Annotated in this window: 25 protein-coding genes and 1 pseudogene; 16 read left to right on the top strand and 10 right to left on the bottom strand. The window is 62.9% G+C overall.

Annotation, left to right across the window (positions count from 1 at the left end; translation table 11 throughout):
• Positions 1–19: 19 nt before the first annotated feature.
• A complete protein-coding gene (locus AC1D0I_RS23390) occupies positions 20–1,270 on the bottom strand; it encodes a YcbK family protein (protein WP_457151857.1) in 1,251 nt (416 codons plus the stop codon).
• Between the two features lie 213 nt (positions 1,271–1,483).
• The gene (locus AC1D0I_RS23385; RefSeq protein ID WP_477398042.1) at positions 1,484–3,319 is read right to left on the bottom strand and encodes a PHA/PHB synthase family protein; all 1,836 of its coding nucleotides are present in this window, start codon (positions 3,317–3,319) and stop codon (positions 1,484–1,486) included.
• A gap of 215 nt (positions 3,320–3,534) precedes the next feature.
• Between AC1D0I_RS23385 and AC1D0I_RS23380 the strand changes: the two genes are divergently transcribed.
• The 8 genes from AC1D0I_RS23380 (at position 3,535) to recJ (ending at position 10,602) form a co-directional block, all read left to right on the top strand.
• Entirely contained in the window at positions 3,535–3,795 is a 261-nt protein-coding gene (locus AC1D0I_RS23380; RefSeq protein ID WP_477398040.1) for a hypothetical protein, read from the top strand.
• 59 nt (positions 3,796–3,854) lie between these two features.
• Complete coding sequence (locus AC1D0I_RS23375) at positions 3,855–5,072, top strand: LL-diaminopimelate aminotransferase (protein ID WP_184873813.1); 1,218 nt, start codon at positions 3,855–3,857, stop codon at positions 5,070–5,072.
• A 46-nt stretch (positions 5,073–5,118) separates the two neighbouring features.
• Positions 5,119–6,432, top strand: a complete 1,314-nt coding sequence (locus AC1D0I_RS23370) for a homoserine dehydrogenase (protein ID WP_477398038.1) — start codon at positions 5,119–5,121, stop codon at positions 6,430–6,432.
• 137 nt (positions 6,433–6,569) lie between these two features.
• A complete protein-coding gene (locus tag AC1D0I_RS23365) occupies positions 6,570–6,926 on the top strand; it encodes a hypothetical protein (protein ID WP_477398036.1) in 357 nt (118 codons plus the stop codon).
• Between the two features lie 63 nt (positions 6,927–6,989).
• On the top strand, positions 6,990–7,157 hold the full coding sequence (locus AC1D0I_RS23360) for a Thivi_2564 family membrane protein (RefSeq protein WP_477398034.1): 168 nt from the start codon (positions 6,990–6,992) through the stop codon (positions 7,155–7,157).
• Positions 7,158–7,359: 202 nt separating this feature from the next.
• Positions 7,360–8,343, top strand: a complete 984-nt coding sequence (gene glpX / locus AC1D0I_RS23355; protein WP_477398032.1) for a class II fructose-bisphosphatase — start codon at positions 7,360–7,362, stop codon at positions 8,341–8,343.
• Positions 8,344–8,439: 96 nt separating this feature from the next.
• Positions 8,440–8,664 carry a DUF6434 domain-containing protein gene (locus tag AC1D0I_RS23350; protein ID WP_095087842.1) on the top strand — a complete coding sequence of 75 codons (225 nt, stop codon included), beginning with the start codon at positions 8,440–8,442 and terminating at the stop codon, positions 8,662–8,664.
• Between the two features lie 153 nt (positions 8,665–8,817).
• Positions 8,818–10,602, top strand: coding sequence for a single-stranded-DNA-specific exonuclease RecJ (gene recJ, locus AC1D0I_RS23345; protein ID WP_477398030.1), 1,785 nt, complete (start codon positions 8,818–8,820; stop codon positions 10,600–10,602).
• Positions 10,603–10,710: 108 nt separating this feature from the next.
• Here recJ and AC1D0I_RS23340 read toward each other — a convergent pair whose 3' ends face one another.
• The 3 genes from AC1D0I_RS23340 to folE all read right to left on the bottom strand — a co-directional run bounded on the left by AC1D0I_RS23340 (position 10,711) and on the right by folE (position 12,898).
• Positions 10,711–11,682, bottom strand: a complete 972-nt coding sequence (locus tag AC1D0I_RS23340) for a patatin family protein (protein ID WP_477303856.1) — start codon at positions 11,680–11,682, stop codon at positions 10,711–10,713.
• An 84-nt stretch (positions 11,683–11,766) separates the two neighbouring features.
• Positions 11,767–12,228, bottom strand: a complete 462-nt coding sequence (hisI, locus tag AC1D0I_RS23335) for a phosphoribosyl-AMP cyclohydrolase (RefSeq protein WP_095087844.1) — start codon at positions 12,226–12,228, stop codon at positions 11,767–11,769.
• A 34-nt stretch (positions 12,229–12,262) separates the two neighbouring features.
• Entirely contained in the window at positions 12,263–12,898 is a 636-nt protein-coding gene (gene folE, locus AC1D0I_RS23330) for a GTP cyclohydrolase I FolE (protein WP_477227371.1), read from the bottom strand.
• A 238-nt stretch (positions 12,899–13,136) separates the two neighbouring features.
• Between folE and AC1D0I_RS23325 the strand changes: the two genes are divergently transcribed.
• Entirely contained in the window at positions 13,137–13,583 is a 447-nt protein-coding gene (locus tag AC1D0I_RS23325; protein ID WP_477303854.1) for an iron-sulfur cluster assembly scaffold protein, read from the top strand.
• 6 nt (positions 13,584–13,589) lie between these two features.
• Here AC1D0I_RS23325 and AC1D0I_RS23320 read toward each other — a convergent pair whose 3' ends face one another.
• Positions 13,590–14,486 (bottom strand): LysR substrate-binding domain-containing protein, encoded by an 897-nt coding sequence (locus AC1D0I_RS23320; protein WP_477303852.1) that lies wholly within the window; start codon positions 14,484–14,486, stop codon positions 13,590–13,592.
• Positions 14,487–14,578: 92 nt separating this feature from the next.
• On the opposite strand from AC1D0I_RS23320, the gene AC1D0I_RS23315 reads away from it, so the two are divergent.
• From AC1D0I_RS23315 to AC1D0I_RS23305, 3 genes and pseudogenes are all read left to right on the top strand, one after another.
• Positions 14,579–14,737, top strand: a complete 159-nt coding sequence (locus AC1D0I_RS23315) for a hypothetical protein (RefSeq protein ID WP_477398028.1) — start codon at positions 14,579–14,581, stop codon at positions 14,735–14,737.
• A gap of 164 nt (positions 14,738–14,901) precedes the next feature.
• A complete protein-coding gene (gene yidD, locus AC1D0I_RS23310; RefSeq protein WP_477303850.1) occupies positions 14,902–15,270 on the top strand; it encodes a membrane protein insertion efficiency factor YidD in 369 nt (122 codons plus the stop codon).
• Positions 15,271–15,403: 133 nt separating this feature from the next.
• A pseudogene (locus AC1D0I_RS23305) lies at positions 15,404–15,622 on the top strand (class D beta-lactamase); the annotation flags it as partial.
• Here the strand turns inward: AC1D0I_RS23305 and AC1D0I_RS23300 are convergent.
• Entirely contained in the window at positions 15,600–16,448 is an 849-nt protein-coding gene (locus tag AC1D0I_RS23300; RefSeq protein WP_477303848.1) for an SAM-dependent methyltransferase, read from the bottom strand. The pseudogene AC1D0I_RS23305 and the gene AC1D0I_RS23300 sit on opposite strands and share 23 nt — an antisense overlap.
• 248 nt (positions 16,449–16,696) lie before the next feature.
• Here AC1D0I_RS23300 and thrS point away from each other — a divergent pair, with 248 nt between their 5' ends.
• Positions 16,697–18,673: a threonine--tRNA ligase gene (thrS, locus tag AC1D0I_RS23295; RefSeq protein WP_477303846.1), complete on the top strand. Its 1,977-nt coding sequence runs from the start codon at positions 16,697–16,699 to the stop codon at positions 18,671–18,673.
• Between the two features lie 84 nt (positions 18,674–18,757).
• Positions 18,758–19,696: a lysophospholipid acyltransferase family protein gene (locus tag AC1D0I_RS23290; RefSeq protein WP_095087860.1), complete on the top strand. Its 939-nt coding sequence runs from the start codon at positions 18,758–18,760 to the stop codon at positions 19,694–19,696.
• 24 nt (positions 19,697–19,720) lie between these two features.
• Here AC1D0I_RS23290 and AC1D0I_RS23285 read toward each other — a convergent pair whose 3' ends face one another.
• Positions 19,721–20,686, bottom strand: a complete 966-nt coding sequence (locus AC1D0I_RS23285; RefSeq protein ID WP_477398026.1) for a hypothetical protein — start codon at positions 20,684–20,686, stop codon at positions 19,721–19,723.
• Between the two features lie 157 nt (positions 20,687–20,843).
• On the opposite strand from AC1D0I_RS23285, the gene AC1D0I_RS23280 reads away from it, so the two are divergent.
• Together AC1D0I_RS23280 and AC1D0I_RS23275 are read left to right on the top strand one after the other, a co-directional pair.
• The gene (locus AC1D0I_RS23280; RefSeq protein WP_477398024.1) at positions 20,844–21,428 is read left to right on the top strand and encodes a nitroreductase family protein; all 585 of its coding nucleotides are present in this window, start codon (positions 20,844–20,846) and stop codon (positions 21,426–21,428) included.
• Position 21,429: 1 nt separating this feature from the next.
• Complete coding sequence (locus AC1D0I_RS23275; protein ID WP_477398022.1) at positions 21,430–22,038, top strand: flavin reductase family protein; 609 nt, start codon at positions 21,430–21,432, stop codon at positions 22,036–22,038.
• Here the strand turns inward: AC1D0I_RS23275 and AC1D0I_RS23270 are convergent.
• Both AC1D0I_RS23270 and AC1D0I_RS23265 read right to left on the bottom strand, forming a co-directional pair.
• Positions 22,035–22,916, bottom strand: coding sequence for an HpcH/HpaI aldolase/citrate lyase family protein (locus AC1D0I_RS23270; RefSeq protein ID WP_477398020.1), 882 nt, complete (start codon positions 22,914–22,916; stop codon positions 22,035–22,037). The two genes, AC1D0I_RS23275 and AC1D0I_RS23270, sit on opposite strands and share 4 nt — an antisense overlap.
• Positions 22,916–23,368, bottom strand: coding sequence for a MaoC family dehydratase (locus tag AC1D0I_RS23265; RefSeq protein WP_477398018.1), 453 nt, complete (start codon positions 23,366–23,368; stop codon positions 22,916–22,918). The genes AC1D0I_RS23270 and AC1D0I_RS23265 overlap by 1 nt, the downstream gene beginning before the upstream one ends.
• Positions 23,369–23,485: the final 117 nt, after the last annotated feature.

Below are 23,485 nucleotides of genomic sequence, written 5' to 3'. Positions count from 1 at the left end.
GCGCCGCTCCGCGGCGCTATTAGCCGTCGCCGCCACCGCTGCGCCTACGGCAGCGCCAGTTCCAGTCGCGCTCGGGGCCGACGTCGACGTGGACGGATTCGGTGTGGCAGTAGGTGCCGACGCCGCCGCGGCCCGGCATGCTTCTGATGTAGTTCGCCAGTTCCCATTTCGAAACGCCGGGAACCTGGATGTCGGCGGCGGCGCAGTACATGTGCAGCGAGTTCTTCGCGCCATTGGCGCGGCGGTTGCGGGCCGGATCGCGATAGCCTGATGTCACCATCATCTTGCGGCCGTAGTGGCCTTCGATCGTCTTCAGCACGCGGACCAGCGACGGCTTCAGGCAAGCCACATCGACGCTCTCGTTCTGCTTGAGCAAGCCGTTGGGCGCCAACCGCGCCATGCCGGCGGCGGACGCGACCTGATAGGAGCCGCCGATTGGACCCTCGTCCTCGTTGAGGTCGACGTCGCTCTCGTCATCGAGGCCGGATTTGCGTTTGATCTCGAACAGGGCTGTCTGGCGCACGCCGGGCAGCGCATCGCTACCAGTGATGTGGCCGCTCTCGCCACCGGTCGAGGCCAGTTGCAGCGGCTTTGCCGTGGAATCGGCCGAGGCCAGTGTGATGATCGGTTTTATGGCTGCTGGCGCCGGCTTGGCCTGCGCCGCGGGCTGGTCGCCCGACCTCGTGTTGATGAGCGGGGAAGGCGCGGCCGAGGCGGGTGTGGCGCCAAACATCGAGGCCAGGAAGCCTTTTTTCTTCGGCGCGTCGGCCTGCGGCATCTCGCCTGCCGTCACGTAGACCGCATTGTCCAACACTGGCGCGGCAGCTGGCTTCGGCGCGTTCACGCCGGCATCGGCGGCGGCGATCTGCTGGGCAACCGCGTCGTTCTGCTGCGCCGTCTGCGCCGGCTGCTGCAGGGACTGCGGGGTTTGTCCCGCGATCGTCTCGGTGCCAGCCGGCGTGGTCAGCGGAAAGGCGGCCTGCGGCTTGGCCACGGGCACATAGGCGACCTTTTCAGGGAGTGCCGTATCGCTTGCCGTCATCACGGTCGTTTGCTCGGTCGTGGTCTGCGTCGAATCGACGACGGTGGTCGACTTGCCATTCGAGGCAGCGCTTATGTCCGATGCGGTGGCGTTGTAGCCGGGCATTCCAACCGACATCGTCGGGTCGCCGGCAGAGGTGCAGGAGGCCAGAAGCAGGGAGCAGAGCGCTGCCACGACGGCGCGGCGTTCTCCCTTTGCGAGGCTCCATCCTGCTGATTTCAAAGTCAAATTCCCCCTCGATGTCCGGTCGGTATATCCTTGGCGCGGCCCTGATATCGGTGCCAAGTGACCGTTGTCTCCGATCCGGAAACGAGACCTGTGTCAAATCCGCAAGCCTGGAAGTATTTTTGCAGTTATTGCCGAATTACGGCCGCGCGGTGGTTGACGACACCATTTCGCCCGCTTTTGCCGGTCCGTCAACTCACCAGACATTACAGTCCGTTACACACGCACTTTCACATAGGTGCCGGGGGCATCGCCCAAGGTTTTCATATGCTTGCCGGGTTTGCGGGCCGGAACGCGGGTGTTGTCCTTGGCCTCTATCCAGCTTTGCCAGTGCGGCCACCACGATCCGGGATGGTCGGTGGCCTTGGCTATCCACTCACCGAAATCGCCCGTCGGCGTCCCTCCGGTCCAGTACTGGTATTTGTTGGATGCCGGCGGATTGACGACCCCGGCAATATGGCCCGACCCCGCCATGACGTATTCGACCTTGCCGCCGAAGTATTTCGAGCCGAGGAACACCGAAAGCGCCGGCGCGATGTGATCTTCCTTGGAAGCGAGGTTGTAGATCGGGATGGTGATATCGCCGAGCGAGACCGTGTGGCCCGCCAGTTCCATCATGCCTTGCGAGAGGTTGTTCTCCAGGTAGCAGTTGCGCAGGTAGAACGAATGATTGGCCGCGCCCATGCGGGTCGAATCGGCATTCCAGTAAAGCAGGTCGAAGGGCAGGGGATCCTTGCCGCGCATGTAGTTGTTGACGACATAGGGCCAGATCAGGTCGCCCGAACGCAGCATGTTGAAGGCGGTCGCCATCTTGGTGCCGTCGAGGTAGCCCTTTTCGCTCATCGACTTTTCCACCGCCGCGACCTGCTCTTCGTCGACGAACACTTTCAGGTCGCCGGCATAGGTGAAGTCGACCTGCGTGGTGAAGAACGTGGCCGACTTGATGCGGTCGTCGCCTTCCCGCGCCATCAGCGCCAGTGCCGCCGCCAAAAGCGTACCACCGACGCAATAGCCGATCGCGTTGACGTCCCGTTCGCCGGTGGCCTTCTCGACCGTGTCGAGGCCGTATTGCAGGCCCTCGCGAATATAGGCTTCCCAGCCCTTGGTACCGTGGCGCTCGTCCGGGTTGATCCAGGAGATGACGAACACGGTGTGGCCTTGTTCGATCGCCCAGCGGATGAAGGATTTCTGCGGGTTGAGGTCGAGGATGTAGAACTTGTTGATCCATGGCGGGCAGATCAGCAGCGGCCGCTTGAGCACCGTCTCGGTCGCCGGATCGTACTGGATGATCTCGGCGACATCGCTGCGGCCAACCACCTTGCCGGGGGTGGTGGCGATGTTCCGGCCGATCTCGAAGGGCGAGTAGTCGGCCTGGCGCAGCTTCAGTTCGCCCTTGCCGGCGGCGATGTCCTCGGCCAGCATCTTCATGCCGCGCACCAGATTCTCGCCGTTCGAGGCGACGGTTTCGCGAAACAGTTCCGGATTGGTCAGGATGAAATTCGACGGCGAGATGGCGTTGGCCACCTGCTTGACGTAGAAGCCTGCCTTGTGACGGGTGTGCTCGTCCAGACCGTCGGCGTGCTCGACCAGATCGGCCGCCCAACGCGAGGTGACGAGATAAGCCTGCTTGAGAAAATCGAAGAAGGCGTTGCGGCCCCATTCGGGATCGAGGAAGCGCTTGTCGCCACGTTCGGGCTTCACGGCATCTTCGGTGGCTTCCGCGGCGTTGCTGGTGCGCTGAATGGCGTTGGCCCAGACCGTCATGTAGCCGGAGAACAGCCGCGTCTGCGCTTCCAGCGCGCGCTGCGGATCGGACAGCCAGTATTCGCTGAGCTTGGAGAAGGTCTTCACCATGTCGACGACAGGCTCGGCGACGTGATCGCGCACATCGCCTTTTTCGCGCGGCTCGGCCCATGCGGAGGCCGCTTTGCCGGCTTGCTCGATCATGCGCGCCATGTTCAGGGCGAAGCGTTCCGGGTCCTTCACCAGATATTGCTCGACGGTCGAAGGCTCGTCATCTTCCGCTTTGCCCGAATCGGGTGTCTTGGACATGGTTCGCGGGGTTCCTCCCGAAGCGTTTTCTTGACATATTAACATGGGACATCCGACGGGGTCCAATCTCGCTCTACCGCGGCTGCCAAGGAAACAATATGACGATTAACATTGGCGAGACTGTTTTTTTCGGTGCCGGACGTTTTTGCCGCATTGGGGCAGCAATCGTCCTCATTGGGATTGCCGGCTGTTCCAGCACCAGCGGCCCGGCGCCTATGACGGGGGCGAAGGATACCGGCACCTTTCCGAACCTGAACATCAAGCCGCAGGTGGCGGCGCCGCAGTTCACCGACGCCGAGAAGAACGCCAAACTCGCGCAATTGAAGGCCGATGAGAGCGCGCAGGCGGCAAAGAACGGCAAGCCCGACGTGGCCGACCAGGCGGCGCTCACGGATCTTGCCAAAAAGCATGGCGACGAAACGCTGAAGCAGATCGAAGGCAAATGCGATCCCGCCCTCGACCCTACCTGCAAATAAGTATATAGCGCGCGCCCAAAGCCCTTAGATATCTGGCCCCTTTGCTGTCTGGAACTGCCATGGAAGAATTTCACAAGGTTCGCCGGCTTCCGCCTTACGTCTTCGAGCAGGTCAACCGGCTCAAGGCCAGCGCCCGTTCGCGTGGCGCCGACATCATCGACCTTGGCATGGGCAATCCGGATCTGCCGACACCCAAGGCCATCGTCGACAAACTGTGCGAGGTCGTGCGCGATCCGCGTACGCATCGTTATTCCTCGTCTCGCGGCATTCCGGGCCTGCGCCGCGCCCAGGCCGCGTACTATGGCAGGCGCTTCGGCGTGAAGCTCAACCCCGACACGCAGGTGGTGGCGACGCTCGGCTCGAAAGAGGGCTTCGCCAACATGGCACAGGCGATCACCGCGCCTGGCGACGTGATCCTGTGCCCCAACCCGACCTATCCGATCCACGCCTTCGGCTTCATCATGTCGGGCGGCGTCATCCGCTCGCTGCAGGTCGAGCCGGACGACGGCTTCATCCCGGCGCTCGAGCGCGGCGTCCGCCATTCGATCCCGAAGCCGCTGGCGCTGATCCTCAACTATCCGTCGAACCCGACGGCACTGGTCGCTTCGCTCGATTTCTACAAGGACGTGGTCGCCTTCGCCAAGAAGAACGACATCATCATCCTGTCCGACCTTGCCTATTCGGAGATCTATTTCGACGGTAATCCGCCGCCCTCGGTGCTGCAGGTGCCGGGCGCGATCGACGTCTGTGTCGAGTTCACCTCGATGTCGAAGACCTTCTCCATGCCCGGCTGGCGCATGGGCTTTGCGGTCGGCAACGAGCGGCTGATCTCGGCGCTGACCCGGGTGAAATCCTATCTCGACTACGGCGCCTTCACGCCGATCCAGGTGGCGGCGGCACACGCGCTCAATGGCGACGGCGCCGACATTGCCGAGGTGCGCGACATCTACCACAAGCGCCGCGACGTGATGGTCGATGCCTTCGGACGCGCCGGCTGGACCATCCCGGCCCCCGCGGCATCGATGTTTGCCTGGGCGCCGATCCCGGAGCCGTTCCGTCATCTCGGCTCGCTCGAATTCTCCAAGCTGCTCATCGAACACGCCGACGTGGCGGTGGCGCCCGGTGTCGGCTTCGGCGAACATGGCGACGATTTCGTGCGCGTGGCGCTGGTCGAGAATGAGCACCGGATCCGGCAGGCGGCGCGCAACATCAAGCGCTTCCTGTCGGCCAGCGCCAAGCAACCCAACAATGTGGTGCCGCTTTCCGCTCACCGGTAAGTTTGCCGCAGACAATTTCGATCTGACTTGAGGGACGTCGCCGGCCATGGCTGAAGCATTGCGTGTTGGAATAGCCGGTCTTGGCACGGTTGGCGCGTCCGTGGCGCGCGTGCTGCGCGACAAGGCGGCGGAACTGACCCGGCAATGCGGGCGCGACATCGTCGTCACCGCGGTTTCGGCGCGTGACCAGAAACGCGATCGCGGCGTCGATGTCAGTTCGGCAACGTGGTTCGACGATCCGGTCAAGATGGCGCAGACAGCCGATATCGACGTGTTCGTCGAACTGATCGGCGGCGATGAGGGGCCGGCGCGGTCGTCGGTGAAGGCGGCACTCGAAGCCAGCCGTCATGTCGTCACCGCCAACAAGGCGCTGCTGGCCAAGCATGGCGTGGCGTTGGCCGAGATCGCCGAGAAGCGCGGCGTGCTGCTCAACTACGAGGCTGCGGTGGCGGGTGGCATTCCCGTCATCAAGACCATGCGCGAGGCGATGGCCGGCAATTCGGTCAACCGCGTGTTCGGCATCCTCAATGGCACCTGCAACTACATCCTGACCCGCATGGAGGCCGAGGGCATCTCGTTCGACGCCTGCCTGAAGGACGCGCAGCGGCTCGGCTATGCCGAGGCCGATCCGACTTTCGACATCGAGGGCCACGACACCGCGCACAAGCTGTCGATCCTGACCAGCCTTGCCTTCGGCACAAAAATCGCAGCCAACGACATCTACATGGAAGGTATTTCCAACATCACCCAGGCCGACATCCGCGCGGCCGGCGATCTCGGCTACCGGATCAAGCTGCTGGGCGTTGCCCAACGCACCGACAGTGGCATCGAGCAGCGCGTGCACCCGACCATGGTACCGACCGCCTCGGTCATCGCGCAGGTGCACGGCGTCACCAATGCGGTGGCGATCGAGACCGACATATTGGGCGAACTGCTGCTCTCCGGCCCCGGCGCCGGCGGCAACGCCACGGCCTCGGCCGTCATCGGCGACATCGCCGACATCGCCAAGAGCCGGCCCGGCTTCCAGCATGGTCCGGTCTTCGGCCGGCCGGCGAAGGAGCTGAAACCCTACAAGAAGGCGCAGATGCGCAGCCATGCCGGAGGCTACTTCATCAGGCTGACCGTGCATGACCGCATCGGCGTCTTTGCCGCGATCGCCAAGCGCATGGCCGACAACGACATTTCGCTGGAATCGATCGTCCAGCACGCGGTCAACGGCGAGGCGGCCGCGCAGAAGACGGTGATCCTGGTGACGCATGAGACGACCGAGGCCGCCGTACGCAAGGCCGTCGACGGGATCACCAAGGATGGCCATCTGACCGACAAGCCGCAGGTCATCCGCATCGAGCGGGCAGGGTAGCTTCTCTCTTCAGGTCGCCGCGCGGGACAGGAATCCCGCCGGTATTGCGCGTCGGTCTGGTGGCAAGCCGCCACGATCGACCGGAACGAATTCGCGTGGCCGCCGTTTCCTTGGTCAGCAACCAAAGGAACCGCTTCATGGCCGATACCAACAAGTCCGACAGCCCTCACATCGACGACATCCAGAAGACGCTGGAAAAGCAGATCGCCGAACTGCGCAAGGAGATCACCAAGATCAACAAGAGCATTTCGGCGCGGGGCGCGGAACTGCTCGACGACGCCAGCGAGCAGGCTTCGGATTTGTACGATACAGCCGCGGCCCGCGCGTCGCGAACCGCACAACAGTTGCGCAGCCAGGCGCAGGCGGTGTCGGACGTCGCGCGCGAAAATCCTGGTACGACGACGGCTGTGATCGGCGTGATCGGCCTGCTCGGCTTTCTTGCCGGCCTCGCCATTGGCCAGTCGATGAACGACAACTCGCGCCGCTGGTATTGACCGCGGAGTGATGGAGCCGGCCTTGCCGGCTCATTTTCAGCATTTTATTGCCAGGAGGGCACCATGGCTTCATCGATGTTGATCAGCATCCTGATCACGTTCCTCGTCATCATCCTCGTTCTCTATCTGGTTCAGCGCTTGCCGCTGGACGCCCGGATGAGACAGATCGCCCAGATCGTCGTCATCATCATCGGCATCATTTCACTGCTCAAATACCTTGCGGTTTTCTAGGCCGCAGCGGCGCGATTTTCCACTTTACAAGCCGGCCCGTTCTTTGCGACCGGGCCGGTGTCGTTTCAAGAATGCGGTTTAATCGATTGATATTGCTGGCTATTCGATAAAACTCCCGCGAGGTCTTGCCGTTGTCATGCTCGTTTGACAAAAGAGACGCGCCTCCGGCGGGAGGCCGCATATCAACGAGGAAAATTGCCAGATGAACGTGGCCCAGAACATTGTCGCCGGCCTCGACCGGATACTCACCATGGAGCTGGTGCGCGTCACCGAACGGGCCGCTGTCGCTGCCGCCAGGCTGCGCGGGCGTGGCGACGAAAAGGCGGCCGACCAGGTCGCCGTCGATGCCATGCGCCAGGAGCTCAACCGGCTTGCCATCAGGGGCACGGTGGTGATCGGCGAGGGCGAGCGGGACGAGGCGCCGATGCTCTATATCGGCGAGGAAGTCGGCTCGGGCAAAGGCCCGGCGGTCGATATTGCGCTCGATCCGCTCGAAGGCACGACGATCTGCGCCAAGAACCTGCCCAATGCGCTCGCCGTCATCGCGATCGCCGAGAAGGGCAGCCTGCTGTTCGCGCCCGACGTCTACATGGACAAGATCGCCATCGGCCCTGGCTATGCCGACGGCGTCATCGATATCGATGCCTCACCGGCCGACAACATCGGCAGCCTCGCCCGCGCCAAGGGCGTCGCGGTGTCGGACATCACCGCCTGTATCCTCGACCGGCCACGCCACACCAAGCTGATCGAAGCCGTGCGCGCCACGGGTGCAGCGATCCGGCTGATCGGTGATGGCGATGTCGCCGGCGTCATCCACACCACCGATCCCGATGAAACCGGCATCGACATCTATCTCGGCACCGGCGGCGCACCGGAGGGTGTGCTGGCAGCGGCGGCGTTGCGCTGCACCGGCGGCCAGATGCAGGGCCGGCTGATCCTCGACACGCCGGAAAAGGTCGCACGCGCCGCGAAGATGGGTATTTCCGATCCGAAGCGGGTCTATCGGACGGAAGACATGGCGCGCGGCGATGTGCTGTTTGCGGCCACCGGTGTCACCGACGGTAACATGCTGGCCGGCGTCAAGTTCGGCCGCAACACCATCACCACCCACACGATCGTGCTGCGCTCGTCGTCGCGGACGGTGCGCGAGATCAAGGCCAGGCACCAGGATCTGGATAAGTTCTAGCTTTCTTCCCGTTGTTGGCTTGAGTGCTTGCGGACCAGCATCGCAGTTGTTAGCCCTGCGGTTGCGTCGGATGACGCAGGCCGCAAGGATTTGAGGATGAAACCGTTCGACTGGCATGCGGATGCGATTTCGCGTGCCACCGCTGTCACGAAGTCCTATCGCAACACGCAGAACGTGCGCCGCTTTTTCACCCGCGAATGTGGCGATGCGTTCAGGTTCGACCGGCCGTTCATGGCCTGGCTCAAGGACGGTGTGGACAAGACCATGGGCGACGCAGCCGACGAGTGGCTTCGGCGCCAGGCTGAAAAGCGGAAAGCGTAGTTTTCTTGGCATCTTCCGCGACGGTGCATCACCGCGAATCGCTTGGCTTTGCCTGCCTTAGGCTGTTGCTTGTGCATGTCGTTGTCCCAAAACTGCTGCGCACTTTTGGGCGACATGCACTATCCTGCGGCCAACCATGAGTTGGCAAACCGCATGACCGGCGACAAACGCCTCTTCCTCGATGTCAGGCAGTCGGCTACCGGGGTTTCCTGGGAGCACCGGCTGACCGAGCGGCAGGACATGGTCGCGCTCGCCATCGCGCAAGGCCACGGCGTGCCCGACATCGTCGCGCGGGTGCTTGCCGGTCGCGGTGTCACCGCCGAGCAGACCGAGCGGTTTCTCGATCCGACGATCCGTGACCTGTTGCCGGATCCGGCGTCGCTGACCGACATGGACAAGGCGGCGGCCCGCATCGCGGCTGCGGTGATGGCCAGGGAAAAGGTGGCGATCTTCGGCGACTACGATGTCGACGGCGCTGCCTCGTCGGCCTTGCTGAAACGGTTCCTGGCGCATTTCTCGGTACCGTCGGAAATCTACATCCCTGACCGTATTTTCGAGGGTTATGGTCCCAATCCGGATGCGATGCGCGAACTGGTTTCGCGTGGCGCGACGCTGATCGTCACTGTCGATTGCGGCACCAACAGCGCCGTTTCCATCGACGCCGCCAATGCAGCCGGCGCCGATGTCGTCGTGCTCGACCACCATCAGGTCGGCGGTGCCTTGCCGGCGGCAGTTGCCGTCGTCAATCCCAACCGCGATGACGACCTTTCCGGACAGGGCCATCTCTGCGCCGCCGGCGTGGTCTTCCTCGCCCTTGTGCAGACGGCCAAGATCCTGCGCGGGCGGACAGTAGATGCCACGCCGCCGGACCTGCTTTCCCTGCTCGATCTCACCGCACTTGCCACCGTCTGTGACGTGGTGCCGCTGATCGGCGTCAACCGTGCTTTCGTGGTCAAGGGACTGCAGATGGCGCGCCAGCAGAAGAACGAAGGGCTGGCTGCACTTGCACGGGTGTCGCGCATCGGCGAGCCGATTAGCACCTTCCATCTCGCCTATCTGATCGGCCCGCGCATCAATGCCGGCGGGCGCATCGGCGATGCCGCGCTTGGCAGTCGCCTGCTTGCCACCGACGATCCGGTCGAGGCCCGCACCATTGCTGAGACGCTCGACCGGCTAAACCAGGAACGGCAGATGATGGAGCAGGAGATGCTGGCGGCGGCTCGCGCCGAGGCCGATGCCGAGCTTGCCGGCGGCAACGGCCCGGCCATCGTCGTCACCGCCAGCAACAACTGGCACCCAGGCATTGTCGGCCTGCTCGCTTCACGGCTGAAGGACCATGCGCGCCGGCCGGCCTTCGCCATCGCCTTCAATGCCAGCGGCACCGGCACCGGCTCGGGTCGCTCCGTATCGGGCTTCGACCTCGGCCGGCTGGTGCGCGAGGCGGCCGATGCCGGGCTGATCATCAAAGGCGGCGGCCACGGCATGGCGGCTGGCATCACGGTGGAGCGGGCGAGGCTTGGTGAGCTCAGGGCGTTTTTCGAAGAGCGGGCGGCGGCCGACGTGTTCCGCCTGCAAGGCGAAGAAAGCCTGGCGATCGATGGGGCGCTTGCCGCCGAAGGCGCGACACTCGGCCTTCTCGACGCGCTGGAGAAAGCCGGACCGTTCGGTGCCGGGCATGCGGCGCCGGTCTTCGTGCTGCCGCGTCATCGGCTGGCTGACGCACGGCCGGTTGGCACCAACCACATCCGCGTCGAGTTGCAGTCGGAAAGCGGCGGCCGCATCCAGGCGATAGCCTTTCGCGCCGTCGATACCGCACTTGGCGAATTCTTGTTCAAGAACCGGGGCAAGACCGTGCATGTCGCCGGCTCGCTGTCGGGCAATTACTGGAACGGCAACCGCACGGTGCAGTTTCGCATCATCGACGTGGCGCGTGCGTAAGGTCACCGTGGGCGGCCTACGATCGTATTTGCTTCCGAAATTCGCCCGGCGCCATTCGCGTTTGGTCGGCGCTTCAAGTGGTTGTTTCCGTGCCTTAGGAAACCTGAATCAGGCGAGAACGGACTGCAGCCGGGTCAGTTCACCGATCTGCGCCATCGTCGCCTGATAGCCGAGGCTGATCGCCTCGTCGGCGCGGTGGAATTCGGTCAGGCCGATATGGCTGAGCTTCGGCTGCAGCGACATGTCGGGCGGATCGCCGGCAAGCCTGGCGCGCGAGATGCGGTCCTGGATGATGTTGAAGGCCTCGACCATGACGCCGGTGATGCCGAGCCGCGTCTGATGCGAATGGTGCTCGGGATCGACCCGGCCCGGCCGCTGCGCATCCTTTTCGATGACCAGCTCGCCGGCGCTGTGCTTGATGACGGCGGCGCGGCCGAACAGATCGTAGTGGAGGTTGACCGCCACCACGAGCGGCTGCTCATAGGCGCGGCAGACCGAAACCGGCACCGGGTTGACCAGCGCACCGTCGACCAGCACGCGGCCGTTGCAATTCACCGGCTCGAACACGCCGGGCAGCGCATAGGAGGCGCGCATCGCGGTGATCAATGAGCCGCTCGAGAGCCAGATCTCGTGACCGGTGCGGATTTCGGAGGTGACTGCGACGAACGGTTTGGCCAGGTCCTCGAAACGAATGCCGGCCATGTGCTCGCGCAGCCGGGCGTCGAGCTTCATGCCGCCGAACAGGCCGCTGCCGCGCAGGTTGAGATCGAGCAAGCCAAAAATGCGTCGCTTGGTCAGGCTGCGGGCGAATTCTTCCAGTTCGTCCAGTTTGCCTGAGAGGTAGCAGCCGCCGACCAGCGCGCCGATCGAGGTGCCGGCTATCATCGAGACTTCGATGCCGGCTTCATCGAGCGCGCGCAGCACGCCGATATGCGCCCAGCCTCTGGCGCAACCGCCGCCCAGGGCGAGCGAAATGCCTGTCTTCCTTGGTGGTTTTGTTTCGGATGCGCCGCCCGACGAGGACAGGCCATTGGCCTCCCTGACATCTGGTTTGTTACGCAATGACGCCCACTCGAGCATCATGATCTCCCTTGTCCCACGGCTAATATAAGGGCGGGCCGTATCGAAATGGTGAATCTATGTGACTTGGGTCAGGCAGAAGGTTCAAGCTGATGGTTTCCGATACGTGGTTTCCGCATCGAACAACGGCTTGCTGCCGTCGTCAACAAGCGTCCCCTTGCCGTCGACCAGCCCCACCGTCCGATAAAAGCAGGAACGTCGACCCGTGTGACAGGTTGCGTCGTGGCCCAACACTTTGACGCGCAGCCACAATGCATCCTGATCGCAATCGGTGCGCATCTCGACGACATGCTGAAAATTGCCTGACGTTTCGCCCTTTTTCCACAACGCGTTGCGCGAGCGGGACCAGTAGTGGGCGATGCCTGTCTCCAGCGTCAGCGCCAGCGCTTGCGCATTCATGTGCGCAACCATCAGCAGAACGCCGTCTTCGGCGTCGGTGACGACCACCGTGACGAGACCGGTCGCGTCGAAGCGCGGTGAAAACACCGCGCCTTCCTCCAACGCTTTCTTGTCCGAGGGAGCTTTCGGAAATTCCAGTGCCGACATCGCCGGTCCTTATCTGGCGATATTGGCTAGGGGTTTACACCCCGCCACCGCGCACCATGGTGACGAAACGAACCTGCTCTTCGGGCGTGTCCTTGAAGACGCCGGTGAAGGTCGAGGTGAGGGTGGTTGAGCCCTGCTTGCGGATGCCGCGCATGGCCATGCACATGTGCTCGGCCTCGATCATCACGGCGACGCCGCGCGGATTGAGCACATCCTGGATGACGCCGGCGATCTGCGCCGTCAGCGCCTCCTGGGTCTGCAGGCGATGGGCAAAGATATCGACCACACGCGCGATCTTGGACAGGCCGACGACCTTGCCGTCCGGCAAGTAGCCGACATGCGCCTTGCCGATGATCGGCACCATGTGGTGTTCGCAATGCGAGTGGAATTGGATGTCCTTGACGATGACCAAGTCGTCATAGCCGGCGACCTCCTCGAAGGTGCGACCGAGCTCTTCCGACGGGCACATGTCGTAGCCGCCGAACATTTCGCGGAAGGCCTTGGCTACCCGCTTCGGCGTATCGACGAGCCCTTCGCGGTCCGGATTGTCGCCGGTCCAGCGCAAAAGCGTGTGCACGGCGGCCTCGACTTCGGCTTCGCTCGGCCGGTCGGTAACCGGCTTCTCCATATAGGCTGACTGGGGCATGAGCTTCTTGATGACGGCATCCATAAAGGCGTCTCCCGTAGTCCCTCTCGGCGGAGGAACGAGTTGAACGGACCACGACCTTTCGGTGTCGGAAACTTGCCCGGTTTCCAGCCCGTAAGTGGCGTGAACTCCCCGGCAAGGACACTGGCTTTCGTTGTCTTGTCGATACCGGACTGCCAGCATTATATAAGGTCATGGCGCGCGAAAGGAAGACACGACAGCGGCAATCGCTGTTCGCTTGGCGGCGACGGATTGGAAAATAATGATCAACGATGTCTACAATGCGAAAATTCTCGGTTTTGCCGGAAACATCGCCCGCATCGGCCGCCTCGACCATCCTGACGCGACGGCAAAGGCGCATTCCAAGCTGTGCGGCTCGACCGTCACCGTCGACCTCACGATGGAGGACGGCGTGGTCACCGACTTCGCCCACGACGTAAAGGCCTGTGCGCTCGGCCAGGCGTCATCCTCGATCATGGCGCAGCATGTCGTCGGCGCGAGTGCCGAGGAATTGCGCGCGGTGCGCGACGCCATGCTGAAGATGCTGAAGGAAAATGGTGCCCCGCCTGACGGCCGCTTCGCGGACCTGAAATATCTGGAACCGGTGCGCGACTACAAGGCGCGGCATGCCTCGACCATGCTGACCTTCGACGCCGTGGTCGACGCGATCGGCCAGATCGAGAAGAAGCGCTCCGAAGAAGCGGCCTAGACTTCGCTATCCCTCGGTCCCGCGAAGCTCTTCGACGAGCCAGTCTGCAAAAATCTCCGCCTGTCGGCTGAGGCGCTGGAAATCGGGCGCGACAAGCCAATACGCGCCATAAGGGATTTCCATCTCAAATGGACGAACCAAGAGACCGGCCCGAAGGTCTGCGCCGTTCAGGATGCGGTCGCCCAAAGCGACGCCGTGCCCGAGTTTCGCAGCCTGCATGGCAAGCGCTGCGTCGGTATAAAGTGGTCCTCTCTGCTGGGCGAGATCTGGAAGGCCCAGTGCCTGAAACCATGTCGCCCAGCCATCGCGATTGTAGTCATGGAGCAAGGTATAGTGCCGCAGGTCGGCCGGCGATGTCAGAGGCACGCCCGACGAGAGCAACTCCTGTGCAAGGACCGGGGTGACCAGAACGTCGACCAGATGCCGCGCTTGAGTGCGCGGCCAAGACCGGGCATTGGCTCCGTATCGAATCGCGATTTCTGCTTCGTGTCCGCGAAACTCTATGAGCCGAGAGTCCGCGTCGACTGAAATGTCGATCTCCGGGTGGCGCTGCTGAAACGAATTCAGTCGCTGTATCAGAAATTCGCCAGCAAAGGACGGTTCGACGCTGACCCGCAAAGGGCTCTGGGCCGGCTTGCTGAGGACCTGTGATAGCCGGCGATCGATGTCGTCAAAGCTGGTGGTTAACTGAGTCAGGAGAGTTTGTCCTGTTTCCGTCAGTTCAACCCTGCGATGAAGCCGCTCGAACAGCGGCCTGCCGATCAGAACCTCTAGTTCTCTTATCTGCCGGCTTATCGCCGCCTGCGAGACGAAAAGCTCCTCGGCGGCCTTGCTGAAGCTCAGATGCCGGCCCGCCGCCTCGAAGCTCCTCAGTGCCGTCAGCGGCAGGCGTCCGCGCTTCATTCGCATAACCTTAGATTATCCGAAGTGGAAATTATACTCGTTTGAAGGCGAAGGCCAGCGGCGGTCTAATCCGAGTCAAAGGAGACACGGTCATGATCCAGATCCTGAGCATCTTCGGCGATGTCATGCGGATCGTAACGTTTCAATGGCGTGACGACAGACGGCATGCAAAGCGCTGCGAGGAGCCGGTCAGTCCTGATCGGTGGGCGCCTTCGGCCGGCCGGCAGCCGTTTCGTCGTTCCCGACCCTGATGGCATGGCGAGTGGGCAGAAGGGATTGCGTTCTCCAGCCGAAGCCCACATCTATCGCGTGGGAAACGTGATTATATCGAGCATGGTCCCTGGACAAACGGTTTCCGTTTGTCCGAGGAAACCAGTTCCCACTTTCGGGACTATGCTCTGGAGCGGAGACTGCGGTGGGGCACCAGCATGGGCGTATCGCCGGAGCGCCAAAGCGCGGTCGCAACTGGCCCGGTCCGTGGCGCAAGACGCCCGGCCGGGTCCTGGGAACGTCGCTTGTGCGCCTGTACCAGCTGACGCTGTCGGGCTTTATCGGCAATTCCTGCCGGCACCTGCCGACCTGTTCCGAATATGCGCATGAGGCGATCGCCCGCCATGGCCTGTGGGCCGGCGGCTGGATGGGATTTTTCCGGGTGTTGCGCTGTGGGCCATTCGGGACGCATGGCATCGACCTTGTGCCGGAGGTGCTGGTGGATCGCTACGTCTGGTTCGCACCCTGGCGGTATTGGCGGATCGGCAGCAAGCGCGGCCGGGCGCAGGGCTGATCGAGCTGCCAAGCTTTCTGTTTACGATCCGGTAGGGTTAACGCGAAGCTGCACAAACACTGCGCATTTGAGACAAAATCGAGATAAGAGACCTCGCTAAGCCGCTTGCGAACCCCTCTGGAGCGAGCATCAAATGCGTAATTTCGACCGTCTTCCCTTCATCCTTGCCGGAATCCTGTTCCTGCTTGCCTGGCTGCTGGGATTTCCGCTGCGCGCGCAATCGGCGCCGCTTGGGGATGTGCAGTGTACGCTGATCCTCGACGCCGCGAGCGGCAAGACGCTTCACCAGGATGGTGTGTGCGACCCGAGGTTCAACCCGGCTTCGACGTTCAGGGGGCCGCTGTCGCTGATCGACGCGCGCGGATGATGTGGCCGCCGGAGTCGGTTGGCGCTCGCCTTGGTGTCCTGGAAAAACGGACGGCGATATCGCTGCTTTCGAGATCTTCGATTTCATCGAATCCGAGATCGGAGAGTGATTTCGCCAGTTCGCCAGGGACGAAGAAGCTGATCCACGGCTCGCCGACAGAAGCGACGCGTGCCGCGTAGAAAGCCAGGGCGGCCTGTCCGGCCGCATCGCGATTCTGATACGGTTCGCTGTAGTCGAACACCACCTCCGAACCCGGGGTGGTGGCGATGTAGGACAGCGTGCTGAAGATCGCGCCTTTCGTCAGGTATGGCACGACCCCCAGCCAAATGAAGAAGCTTGGTTCATTCGATTTCAGTCCGGCCGATGCCAGTTCCTCGGGCAGACGCTGCCGCTCGAAATTGACCGGTACGAATGTGGTGGTGGGCGGTTCGGCAAGGCCGGCATCGGCGATGCACCTGCGCTTCCAGGCTTGGGTTGCCGGATGATCGACCTCGAATACCAAGAGATCCGGGTACGGATTGCGCAGCGAAAACGTGTCGAGGCCGGCACCGAGCACGACGAGCTGGCGGATGCCACGACGCACCGCCGCCGCCAGCCAATCCTCGGCTATGCGGGCGCGCGCCGCCACGAACAGGCGCATACGCTGGCTGTGGGTGTCCTCTTGCGCAAGCTGTTGCTCGGCGGGAGCACCTTCACCGAGAATCGCAATGGCGTATGGGTCGCGAAACAGTGCCGCCTCTGGTGAAATCTGATGGAGAGCCCTCAAGCGCGCGACGCGCAGGGCGGTTCGGCTGGGGGATGCGTCTTCCATGTCGGGGATTCCAAGCCATGCCGGCGATATTCGCAAGCCTTGACGACCGGCTGCGACGTCTCTGGCGACATTTCCTGACGGCCAGGCCAATCAGCGCTCTTTACCTGGCGCGACGCTGCCTCTAAAACCCGCCCGCCGCCGGACGCATCCGGCTTTACCCCCATGCATGTCGCCCAAAGCGTTGCACACTCTGAACGACATGCAGTTGACCACCCGCGCTCGTTTGCGGGACTGGATAGGAGAACCACATGCTGAATTCCGTTTCCCTGACATTTCCTGATGGCTCCGTCCGCGAATATGACGCGGCGATGACCGGTGCCGGGCTTGCCGAGTCGATCTCGAAATCGCTGGCCAAGAAGGCGGTCGCCTACAGCATCGACGGCGTCGTGCGCGACCTCAGTGATCCGCTGGGCAAGTCCGGCAAGGTCGAGATCGTCACCCGCGACGATCCGCGCGCCCTGGAGCTCATCCGCCATGACACCGCACATGTGCTGGCGGAAGCCGTGCAGGAATTGTGGCCGGGGACGCAGGTGACCATCGGCCCGGTGATCGAGAACGGCTTCTATTATGATTTCGCCCGCAACGAGCCTTTCACGCCCGACGATTTCCCGGTGATCGAGAAGAAGATGCGCGAGATCATTTCGCGCAACAAGCCGTTCACCAAGGAAGTCTGGTCGCGCGACAAGGCGAAAAAAGTGTTTGCCGACAAGGGCGAGCGCTACAAGCTGGAACTGATCGACGCCATTCCCGAGGATCAGGACCTCAAGATCTATGCGCAAGGCGATTGGTTCGACCTCTGCCGTGGGCCGCACATGGCCTCGACGGGGCAGATCGGCAATGCCTTCAAGCTGATGAAGGTGGCCGGCGCCTATTGGCGCGGAGACAGCAACAATCCGATGCTGACGCGCATCTACGGCACGGCCTGGGCCGACCAGGCGCAGCTCGAGGCCTACCAGACAATGCTGGAGGAGGCCGAGAAGCGCGACCACCGGAAACTCGGCCGCGAGATGGACCTGTTCCATTTCCAGGAAGAGGGGCCCGGCGTCGTCTTCTGGCACGCCAAGGGCTGGAAGATGTTCCAGAACCTGGTCAACTACATGCGCCGCCGRCTCGACGAACAGGGCTATCAGGAGGTCAACGCGCCGCAGGTGCTCGACAAGAGCCTGTGGGAGACCTCTGGCCACTGGGGCTGGTACCGCGACGCCATGTTCAAGGTGACGGTTGCCGGTGACGATACCGACGACGACCGCGTCTTCGCACTGAAGCCGATGAACTGTCCGGGCCATGTGCAGATTTTCAAGCATGGGTTGAAGTCTTATCGCGATCTTCCCGTAAAGCTTGCGGAATTCGGCAATGTGCATCGCTACGAACCATCCGGCGCGCTGCATGGGCTGATGCGTGTGCGCGGCTTCACGCAGGATGATGCGCATATCTTCTGCACCGAGGAGCAGCTTGCGTCGGAGTGCCTTCGCATCAACGATTTGATCCTGTCGACCTATGCCGATTTCGGTTTCGACGAGATCAGCGTCAAGCTGTCGACGCGGCCCGACAAACGCGTCGGCACCGACGAGGCGTGGGACCACGCCGAGGCGATCATGGGCAGCGTGCTGGAGACGATCAGGACGCGGTCCAGCAATCGCATCAAGACCTCGATCAACCCGGGCGAGGGCGCCTTCTACGGGCCGAAATTCGAGTATGTGCTGAAGGATGCCATCGGCCGCGAATGGCAGTGCGGCACGACGCAGGTCGACTTCAACCTGCCGGAACGGTTTGGCGCCTTCTACATCGGCTCGGATTCGGAGAAGAAGCAACCTGTCATGGTGCATCGCGCCATCTGCGGTTCGATGGAGCGATTTCTCGGCATCCTGATCGAGAACTATTCCGGTCATTTCCCGCTGTGGTTTGCACCGCTGCAGGTGGTGGTGGCGACCATCACGTCGGACGCCGACGATTATGCGACCGAGGTGGTGGCTAAGCTCAAGGCCGCCGGACTGTTGGCGGAAGCGGATCTGCGCAATGAGAAGATCAACTACAAGGTCCGCGAACACTCGCTGGCCAAGGTTCCGGTGATCCTCGTCTGCGGCAAGCGCGAGGCGGAGGAGCAGACGGTCAACATGCGCCGGTTGGGCTCGCGCGACCAGGAATCGCTCGGCCTTGCCCAGGCGATCGCGCAATTGACCGAAGAAGCGATCACGCCGGACCGCAGGCGCAAGCGCGCTGCCTGATCTGCATGGTCCGGACGACATGGCGGTGGAGCGATCCACCGCCATTTTCATATCCCTGTCACGCCAACCTTGTAACGAGCCCTTATGCTCAAGCTGAAATTGCGCGAACGGTCCTTTCCCGAGCTTTCCTATGCCAATCCGCGCCAGCCGGCGCTGACGCGCTGGTTCATTCATTCGGTCGAAGGCCTGTCGGGCCGCGACCGCTACACCGCGCTTTATGATTTCTGGCGCCGCCAGGTCGTGCCGACCGGCGAGCGCGTTTTCAGCCGCATGCTCGACCTGATCGACGTCCGGGTGCGGACAGCGGATCAATGGCCGCCGGCGCAATTGCCGGATACACCGCTGGTGATCGTCGCCAACCATCCGTTCGGCATCGGCGACGGCATCGCCGTGCTGTCGCTGGCAGAGCAGCTGGGGCGGCCGTTCCGGGTGATGATCCACAAGGATCTGCTCAAGATCCGCGAGATGGAGCCCTATTCGCTGCCGATCGACTTTTCAGAGACCAAGGACGCGCTGAAGAACAACATGGCCGTGCGCCACGAGGCGGTGCGGCTTTTGAAAGAGGGCGTCACCATCGTGGTGTTTCCGGCCGGCGGCGTCGCCACCGCGCCGAAGGGCTTTGGCCGGGCGCGCGACCTGCCGTGGAAGATGTTTCCGGCCCGTCTCGTCCAGGACGCCAAGGCGTCTGTGATTCCCATGCATTTTTCCGGGCAGAACGGCCGGCTGTTCCATCTGGTCAGCGGCCCGATGAACATGGCCGAGAGCGATGGCCGCCTGGCGAAATTTGTCGGCAAGGCGTCGCTGACGCTGCGCACCTCGCTGCTCATCCGCGAATTCGCGCGATTGTCCGGCAAGGCGATCGAGGTGCGCGTCGGTGATGTGCTGAGCTGGAGCGAGCTGGAGCCACTGCGCGACCGCAAGGCATTGCTCGACCGCCTTTATCGCGGCGTGTTCGACCTGGCGCCAATCGTGGCGCGTCGCCGGCTTCCGTTCCTGCCGGCACGGACCAAGCTGGCGGCCTGAAGTCGGCAAGCCTGCAGCGGAAGGTTAATCAGCACCTTCTTCGGGATCAATCGCCGCGGCCTCGGTGGCCAGAACCTCGATTTCCTGGTTCTGTCCGGCAACGACCGTAAAATCCTTCTGGTAGATGCGGTCGCGGTTCTTGGCAATGATGGTGTAGTCGCCCTCGGCGAGGACCATCGAGGCGAAGGCGCCGACGGATTCCTTGATCGGATCGCCGGATTCGTTGAGCAGCGACCAGGACGTGTCGGCGATCGCCTCGCCACCGGCTTCGCGCACCAGCTTCATCGTGATCTCGGCGGCATGATGCTCGACGGTGGCTTCGGTCAGCTTGCCGGCCTCGACCCGGATGTCGGAGCGGATGACCGCGTTGACCGCGCCATAGGTCGAGACGACATGGTAGGTGCCGGCGTTGAGCCGCACGACACTGTTGGGTTCGACATCAGGTATGATCAGCGCGCGCTCGCCATTCGGCGCGGCCGTGCCTTCGTAGATCGAGAAGCGCAGGTTCTTCGGTGGAATGCGCACCCCACCGGACAGAACCGCGTCGAGCTTGAGGCCGCCGGCGTCGAGCACGAGGCTTTCGCGCTTGGCGTCCTTGCCGACAACGGTGATGCGTTTGGTAGCGCCGGCCCGGCCATAGGAGGCATGAACCAGGTAACTGCCGGGTTCGAGCTGGAAGACGGCGGTGCCGCCATGCGCGGAGGCGACCATCGGCAATTTGCCGTTGACGGCCTCGGGCTTGAAGACGCGCCAGACGATGCCGCGGGTGATGTCGGCGCCCTTGTCTGTCAACTGGGCGGACAGGGTAATGGCGCCGCCGCTGCCGAGCGCCAGCGACCTCTCGCCTTTCGGCGTCGCGTAGCTCGAAATTCCGGGAAGCTTGAGATTGCTAACGCCATCCGCGGTCTGTGCCATGGCGAGCGAAACCGGCGCCATGAACAGCAAGGCGACCAACCAGACCAGGAAAAGACGCAGTGTCCCCTCAAACATGCCTTGCGTTGAAGCCCATGGCGGTGGCAATTTCAAGGCTTAAGAGTCCAACCGATACGACTCTTCCGTCCGGCGCGCCCGCGCTATTGCCCGAGCCGCCCGAATTCCCGATGGTGCGCTCCAGCTCAAAACAGAGTGTTTTAGGAGACTTGCGCCCATGGCGTCGCCGATCATCGACTTCCTGCTGACCCGGAACTCCGCACCGATCCCCGATTTGAAGGAGCCGGCGCCGAGCGATGCGGAGATCGCGACGATGATCACAGCTGCCTCGCGGGTGCCCGACCATGGCAGGCTGGAACCCTGGCGCTTCATCCTCTATCGCGGCGACGCCCGCATCGAGATCGGCAGGCAACTGGCAGCACTTGCCGAGCAGCGGGAGGGGCCGTTGCCGGAAGGCCRCCGCAACCAGGAACTGGCGCGGTTCTCGCGTGCGCCGCTGGTGATCGGCGTGGTGTCGATCCCCAGGGAGAATCCAAAGATCCCGCAATGGGAGATGTTCCTGTCGGGCGGCATGGCGGCGATGAACCTGATGATGTCAGCCAATGCTTTGGGCTATGGTACCAATATGATCAGCAACTGGTATTCGGATGTGCCCGAGGGTAGGGCGCTGCTGGGGCTGGCGCCGCAGGAGCGCGTCATCGGCTTCGTCCATATCGGCTCCTATTCCGGCCCGGCGCCGGAGCGGCCCCGGCCCGATCCGGCGAAGCTCTATGCCGATTATTCGGGGCCGTGGGCGGGCTGAAATGTTCTACGAACCTTCAAAGGGCCACGGGCTGCCGCACGATCCTTCCAAGGCGATCGTGGCGCCGCGTCCGATCGGCTGGATATCGACGCTGAACGGGGCCGGCGAGATCAATCTCGCGCCATACTCGTTCTTCAATGCCGTTTCGACGCGGCCCTTCATCGTCTGGTTTTCCTCCGAAGGTGAAAAGGACAGCGCCACCTTCGCGCAGGAAACCGGCGAGTTTGTCGCCAATCTGGTCAGCCGCGATCTCGCGGAAAAGATGAACCGCACGTCCGTCGACGCGCCGCGCGGCGTCAATGAGTTCGCCTATGCAGAGCTTGCCATGGCGCCGTCACGCCTCGTCGCGCCGCCGCGCGTGGCGGCAGCACCGGCCGCGCTCGAATGCCGGGTGACGGAAGTCTTTCGTCCAAAGGCGGTGGACGGATCGGCGACGAGCGCTGTCGTCGTCGCCGGCGAAGTGGTCGGCGTGTACATCGACGATACCTTCCTGACGGATGGCCTGTTCGATATCACCAAGGCCGGCAATGTCGCTCGTCTCGGCTACATGGACTATGCGAGCGTCAACGAGGTGTTTCCGATGCGTCGGCCGCGCTGGAACAAGGACTAGGCTGAAATCCCGGCCGCCTTGGCCCGCGCCAGAAGCCTTTCGGCCAGTCGCAGATGCGGGCGGTCGACCATCTTGCCGTCGATGCCGACGACGCCGGGATTTCCCGCAGCCGCGAAAGCCGCGACGATTGCCGCCGATTGTCTCAAGGCTTCGGCCGAAGGCGTGAAAGCTGCGTTGATGACGGGCACCTGATCGGGGTGGATCGCCATCTTGCCGGTGAAGCCGTCGCGTTCGGCCTCGGCGCATTCCGCTTCGAAGGCCGCCATGTCGCGAAAATTCGGGAAGACGGTGTCGATCGCCGCAACCTCCGCCGCACCCGCGGCAAGGATGGTCATGGTGCGGGCCAGGCGGAACACGTCGGTGTAGCCGCCGCGCTCGTCGCGGGCCGTGCGCGCGCCGATCGCCGCCGACAGATCCTCGGCGCCCCAGGTGAGACCGGCAAGCCGTGCGCTTGTCCCGGCATAGGTGGCCGCCGCCAGCACGCCTGCCGGGGTTTCGGTAATGATCGGAAGGATTTTGATCGCGCCGTCGGCAAGGCCACTTTCGGCCTCGTGAACCCTGAGCTTTGCCGAGAGATGCTGCACATCCAGGCCGCTGTTCGATTTTGGCAGCATGATGCCGTCGGGCCCGGCCGAAACAACAGCAGCCAGATCGTCATCTGTCATACCGGTCGACAGATCGTTGACGCGCACATAGATCACTGAGCCGGTTTGCGCCCTGCGTTCGGCGATGAAGCGCGCCGCGATTTCGCGCGCCAGCGCCTTGTTGGGCGGCGCCACGGAATCCTCAAGATCGACGATGACCACGTCGGCGCTGGCGCCAAAACCCTTTTCCAGCTTCCGCTCGGAATCACCGGGGACGAACAGCAGCGAACGCATCAGCCCGCCTTCTTCAGCATCATCGCTTGCCTCGTGCATTTGGCGACGAGATCGCCGTTCTGATTGTAGGCCCGATGCTCGAATTCAACGATGCCGCGGTCGGACTTCGACTTGGACTCGCGCACCGAAATCACCGTCGTTTCGACACGGATGGTATCGCCATGGAAGACCGGGTGCGGAAACACCGTTTCCTTCATGCCGAGATTGGCGACCGTGGTGCCGACGGTGATGTCGTTGACCGAGATGCCGATCATCAGGCCGAGCGTGAACAGCGAGTTGACGAGCGGCTTGCCCCATTCGCTCTTGGCGGCAAAATCGAAGTCGATATGCAGCGGCTGCGGGTTCAGCGTCATCACCGAAAACAGCATGTTGTCGCTCTCGGTGACGGTCTTGCGCAGCGTGTGCTGGAAGACATGGCCGACGACGAACTCTTCCAAATAAAGCCCGGCCATATCCCGCTCCTCTACTGCCTGTGGGGTTGATAGGCGCTGCATTCAGGGCTCGCAAGCCAGTTAATGAACATGGTGAACCGTTCGTAAACCTTTTCTGCCTACCGTCTGCATGGGGCC

It is taken from the genome of Mesorhizobium sp. P2_D1, from assembly GCF_056404455.1.
This window is presented reverse-complemented; position numbering and strand designations above follow the sequence as displayed.

Bases quoted from the DNA above. Each gene is read 5' to 3' on its own strand.
- AC1D0I_RS23325 (WP_477303854.1), top strand. From the start codon at position 13,137: ATGATCAACGATGTCTACAATGCGAAAATTCTCGGTTTTGCCGGAAAC.
- AC1D0I_RS23350 (WP_095087842.1), top strand. From the start codon at position 8,440: ATGAAACCGTTCGACTGGCATGCGGATGCGATTTCGCGTGCCACCGCT.
- AC1D0I_RS23375 (WP_184873813.1), top strand. From the start codon at position 3,855: ATGGAAGAATTTCACAAGGTTCGCCGGCTTCCGCCTTACGTCTTCGAG.
- AC1D0I_RS23340 (WP_477303856.1), bottom strand. From the start codon at position 11,682: ATGCTCGAGTGGGCGTCATTGCGTAACAAACCAGATGTCAGGGAGGCC.
- folE (WP_477227371.1), bottom strand. From the start codon at position 12,898: ATGGATGCCGTCATCAAGAAGCTCATGCCCCAGTCAGCCTATATGGAG.
- AC1D0I_RS23285 (WP_477398026.1), bottom strand. From the start codon at position 20,686: ATGTTTGAGGGGACACTGCGTCTTTTCCTGGTCTGGTTGGTCGCCTTG.
- AC1D0I_RS23360 (WP_477398034.1), top strand. From the start codon at position 6,990: ATGGCTTCATCGATGTTGATCAGCATCCTGATCACGTTCCTCGTCATC.
- AC1D0I_RS23270 (WP_477398020.1), bottom strand. From the start codon at position 22,916: ATGCGTTCGCTGCTGTTCGTCCCCGGTGATTCCGAGCGGAAGCTGGAA.
- AC1D0I_RS23365 (WP_477398036.1), top strand. From the start codon at position 6,570: ATGGCCGATACCAACAAGTCCGACAGCCCTCACATCGACGACATCCAG.
- AC1D0I_RS23315 (WP_477398028.1), top strand. From the start codon at position 14,579: ATGATCCAGATCCTGAGCATCTTCGGCGATGTCATGCGGATCGTAACG.
- AC1D0I_RS23370 (WP_477398038.1), top strand. From the start codon at position 5,119: ATGGCTGAAGCATTGCGTGTTGGAATAGCCGGTCTTGGCACGGTTGGC.
- AC1D0I_RS23275 (WP_477398022.1), top strand. From the start codon at position 21,430: ATGTTCTACGAACCTTCAAAGGGCCACGGGCTGCCGCACGATCCTTCC.
- AC1D0I_RS23265 (WP_477398018.1), bottom strand. From the start codon at position 23,368: ATGGCCGGGCTTTATTTGGAAGAGTTCGTCGTCGGCCATGTCTTCCAG.
- glpX (WP_477398032.1), top strand. From the start codon at position 7,360: ATGAACGTGGCCCAGAACATTGTCGCCGGCCTCGACCGGATACTCACC.
- recJ (WP_477398030.1), top strand. From the start codon at position 8,818: ATGACCGGCGACAAACGCCTCTTCCTCGATGTCAGGCAGTCGGCTACC.
- AC1D0I_RS23385 (WP_477398042.1), bottom strand. From the start codon at position 3,319: ATGTCCAAGACACCCGATTCGGGCAAAGCGGAAGATGACGAGCCTTCG.
- AC1D0I_RS23300 (WP_477303848.1), bottom strand. From the start codon at position 16,448: ATGGAAGACGCATCCCCCAGCCGAACCGCCCTGCGCGTCGCGCGCTTG.
- hisI (WP_095087844.1), bottom strand. From the start codon at position 12,228: ATGTCGGCACTGGAATTTCCGAAAGCTCCCTCGGACAAGAAAGCGTTG.
- AC1D0I_RS23320 (WP_477303852.1), bottom strand. From the start codon at position 14,486: ATGAAGCGCGGACGCCTGCCGCTGACGGCACTGAGGAGCTTCGAGGCG.
- AC1D0I_RS23290 (WP_095087860.1), top strand. From the start codon at position 18,758: ATGCTCAAGCTGAAATTGCGCGAACGGTCCTTTCCCGAGCTTTCCTAT.
- AC1D0I_RS23380 (WP_477398040.1), top strand. From the start codon at position 3,535: ATGACGGGGGCGAAGGATACCGGCACCTTTCCGAACCTGAACATCAAG.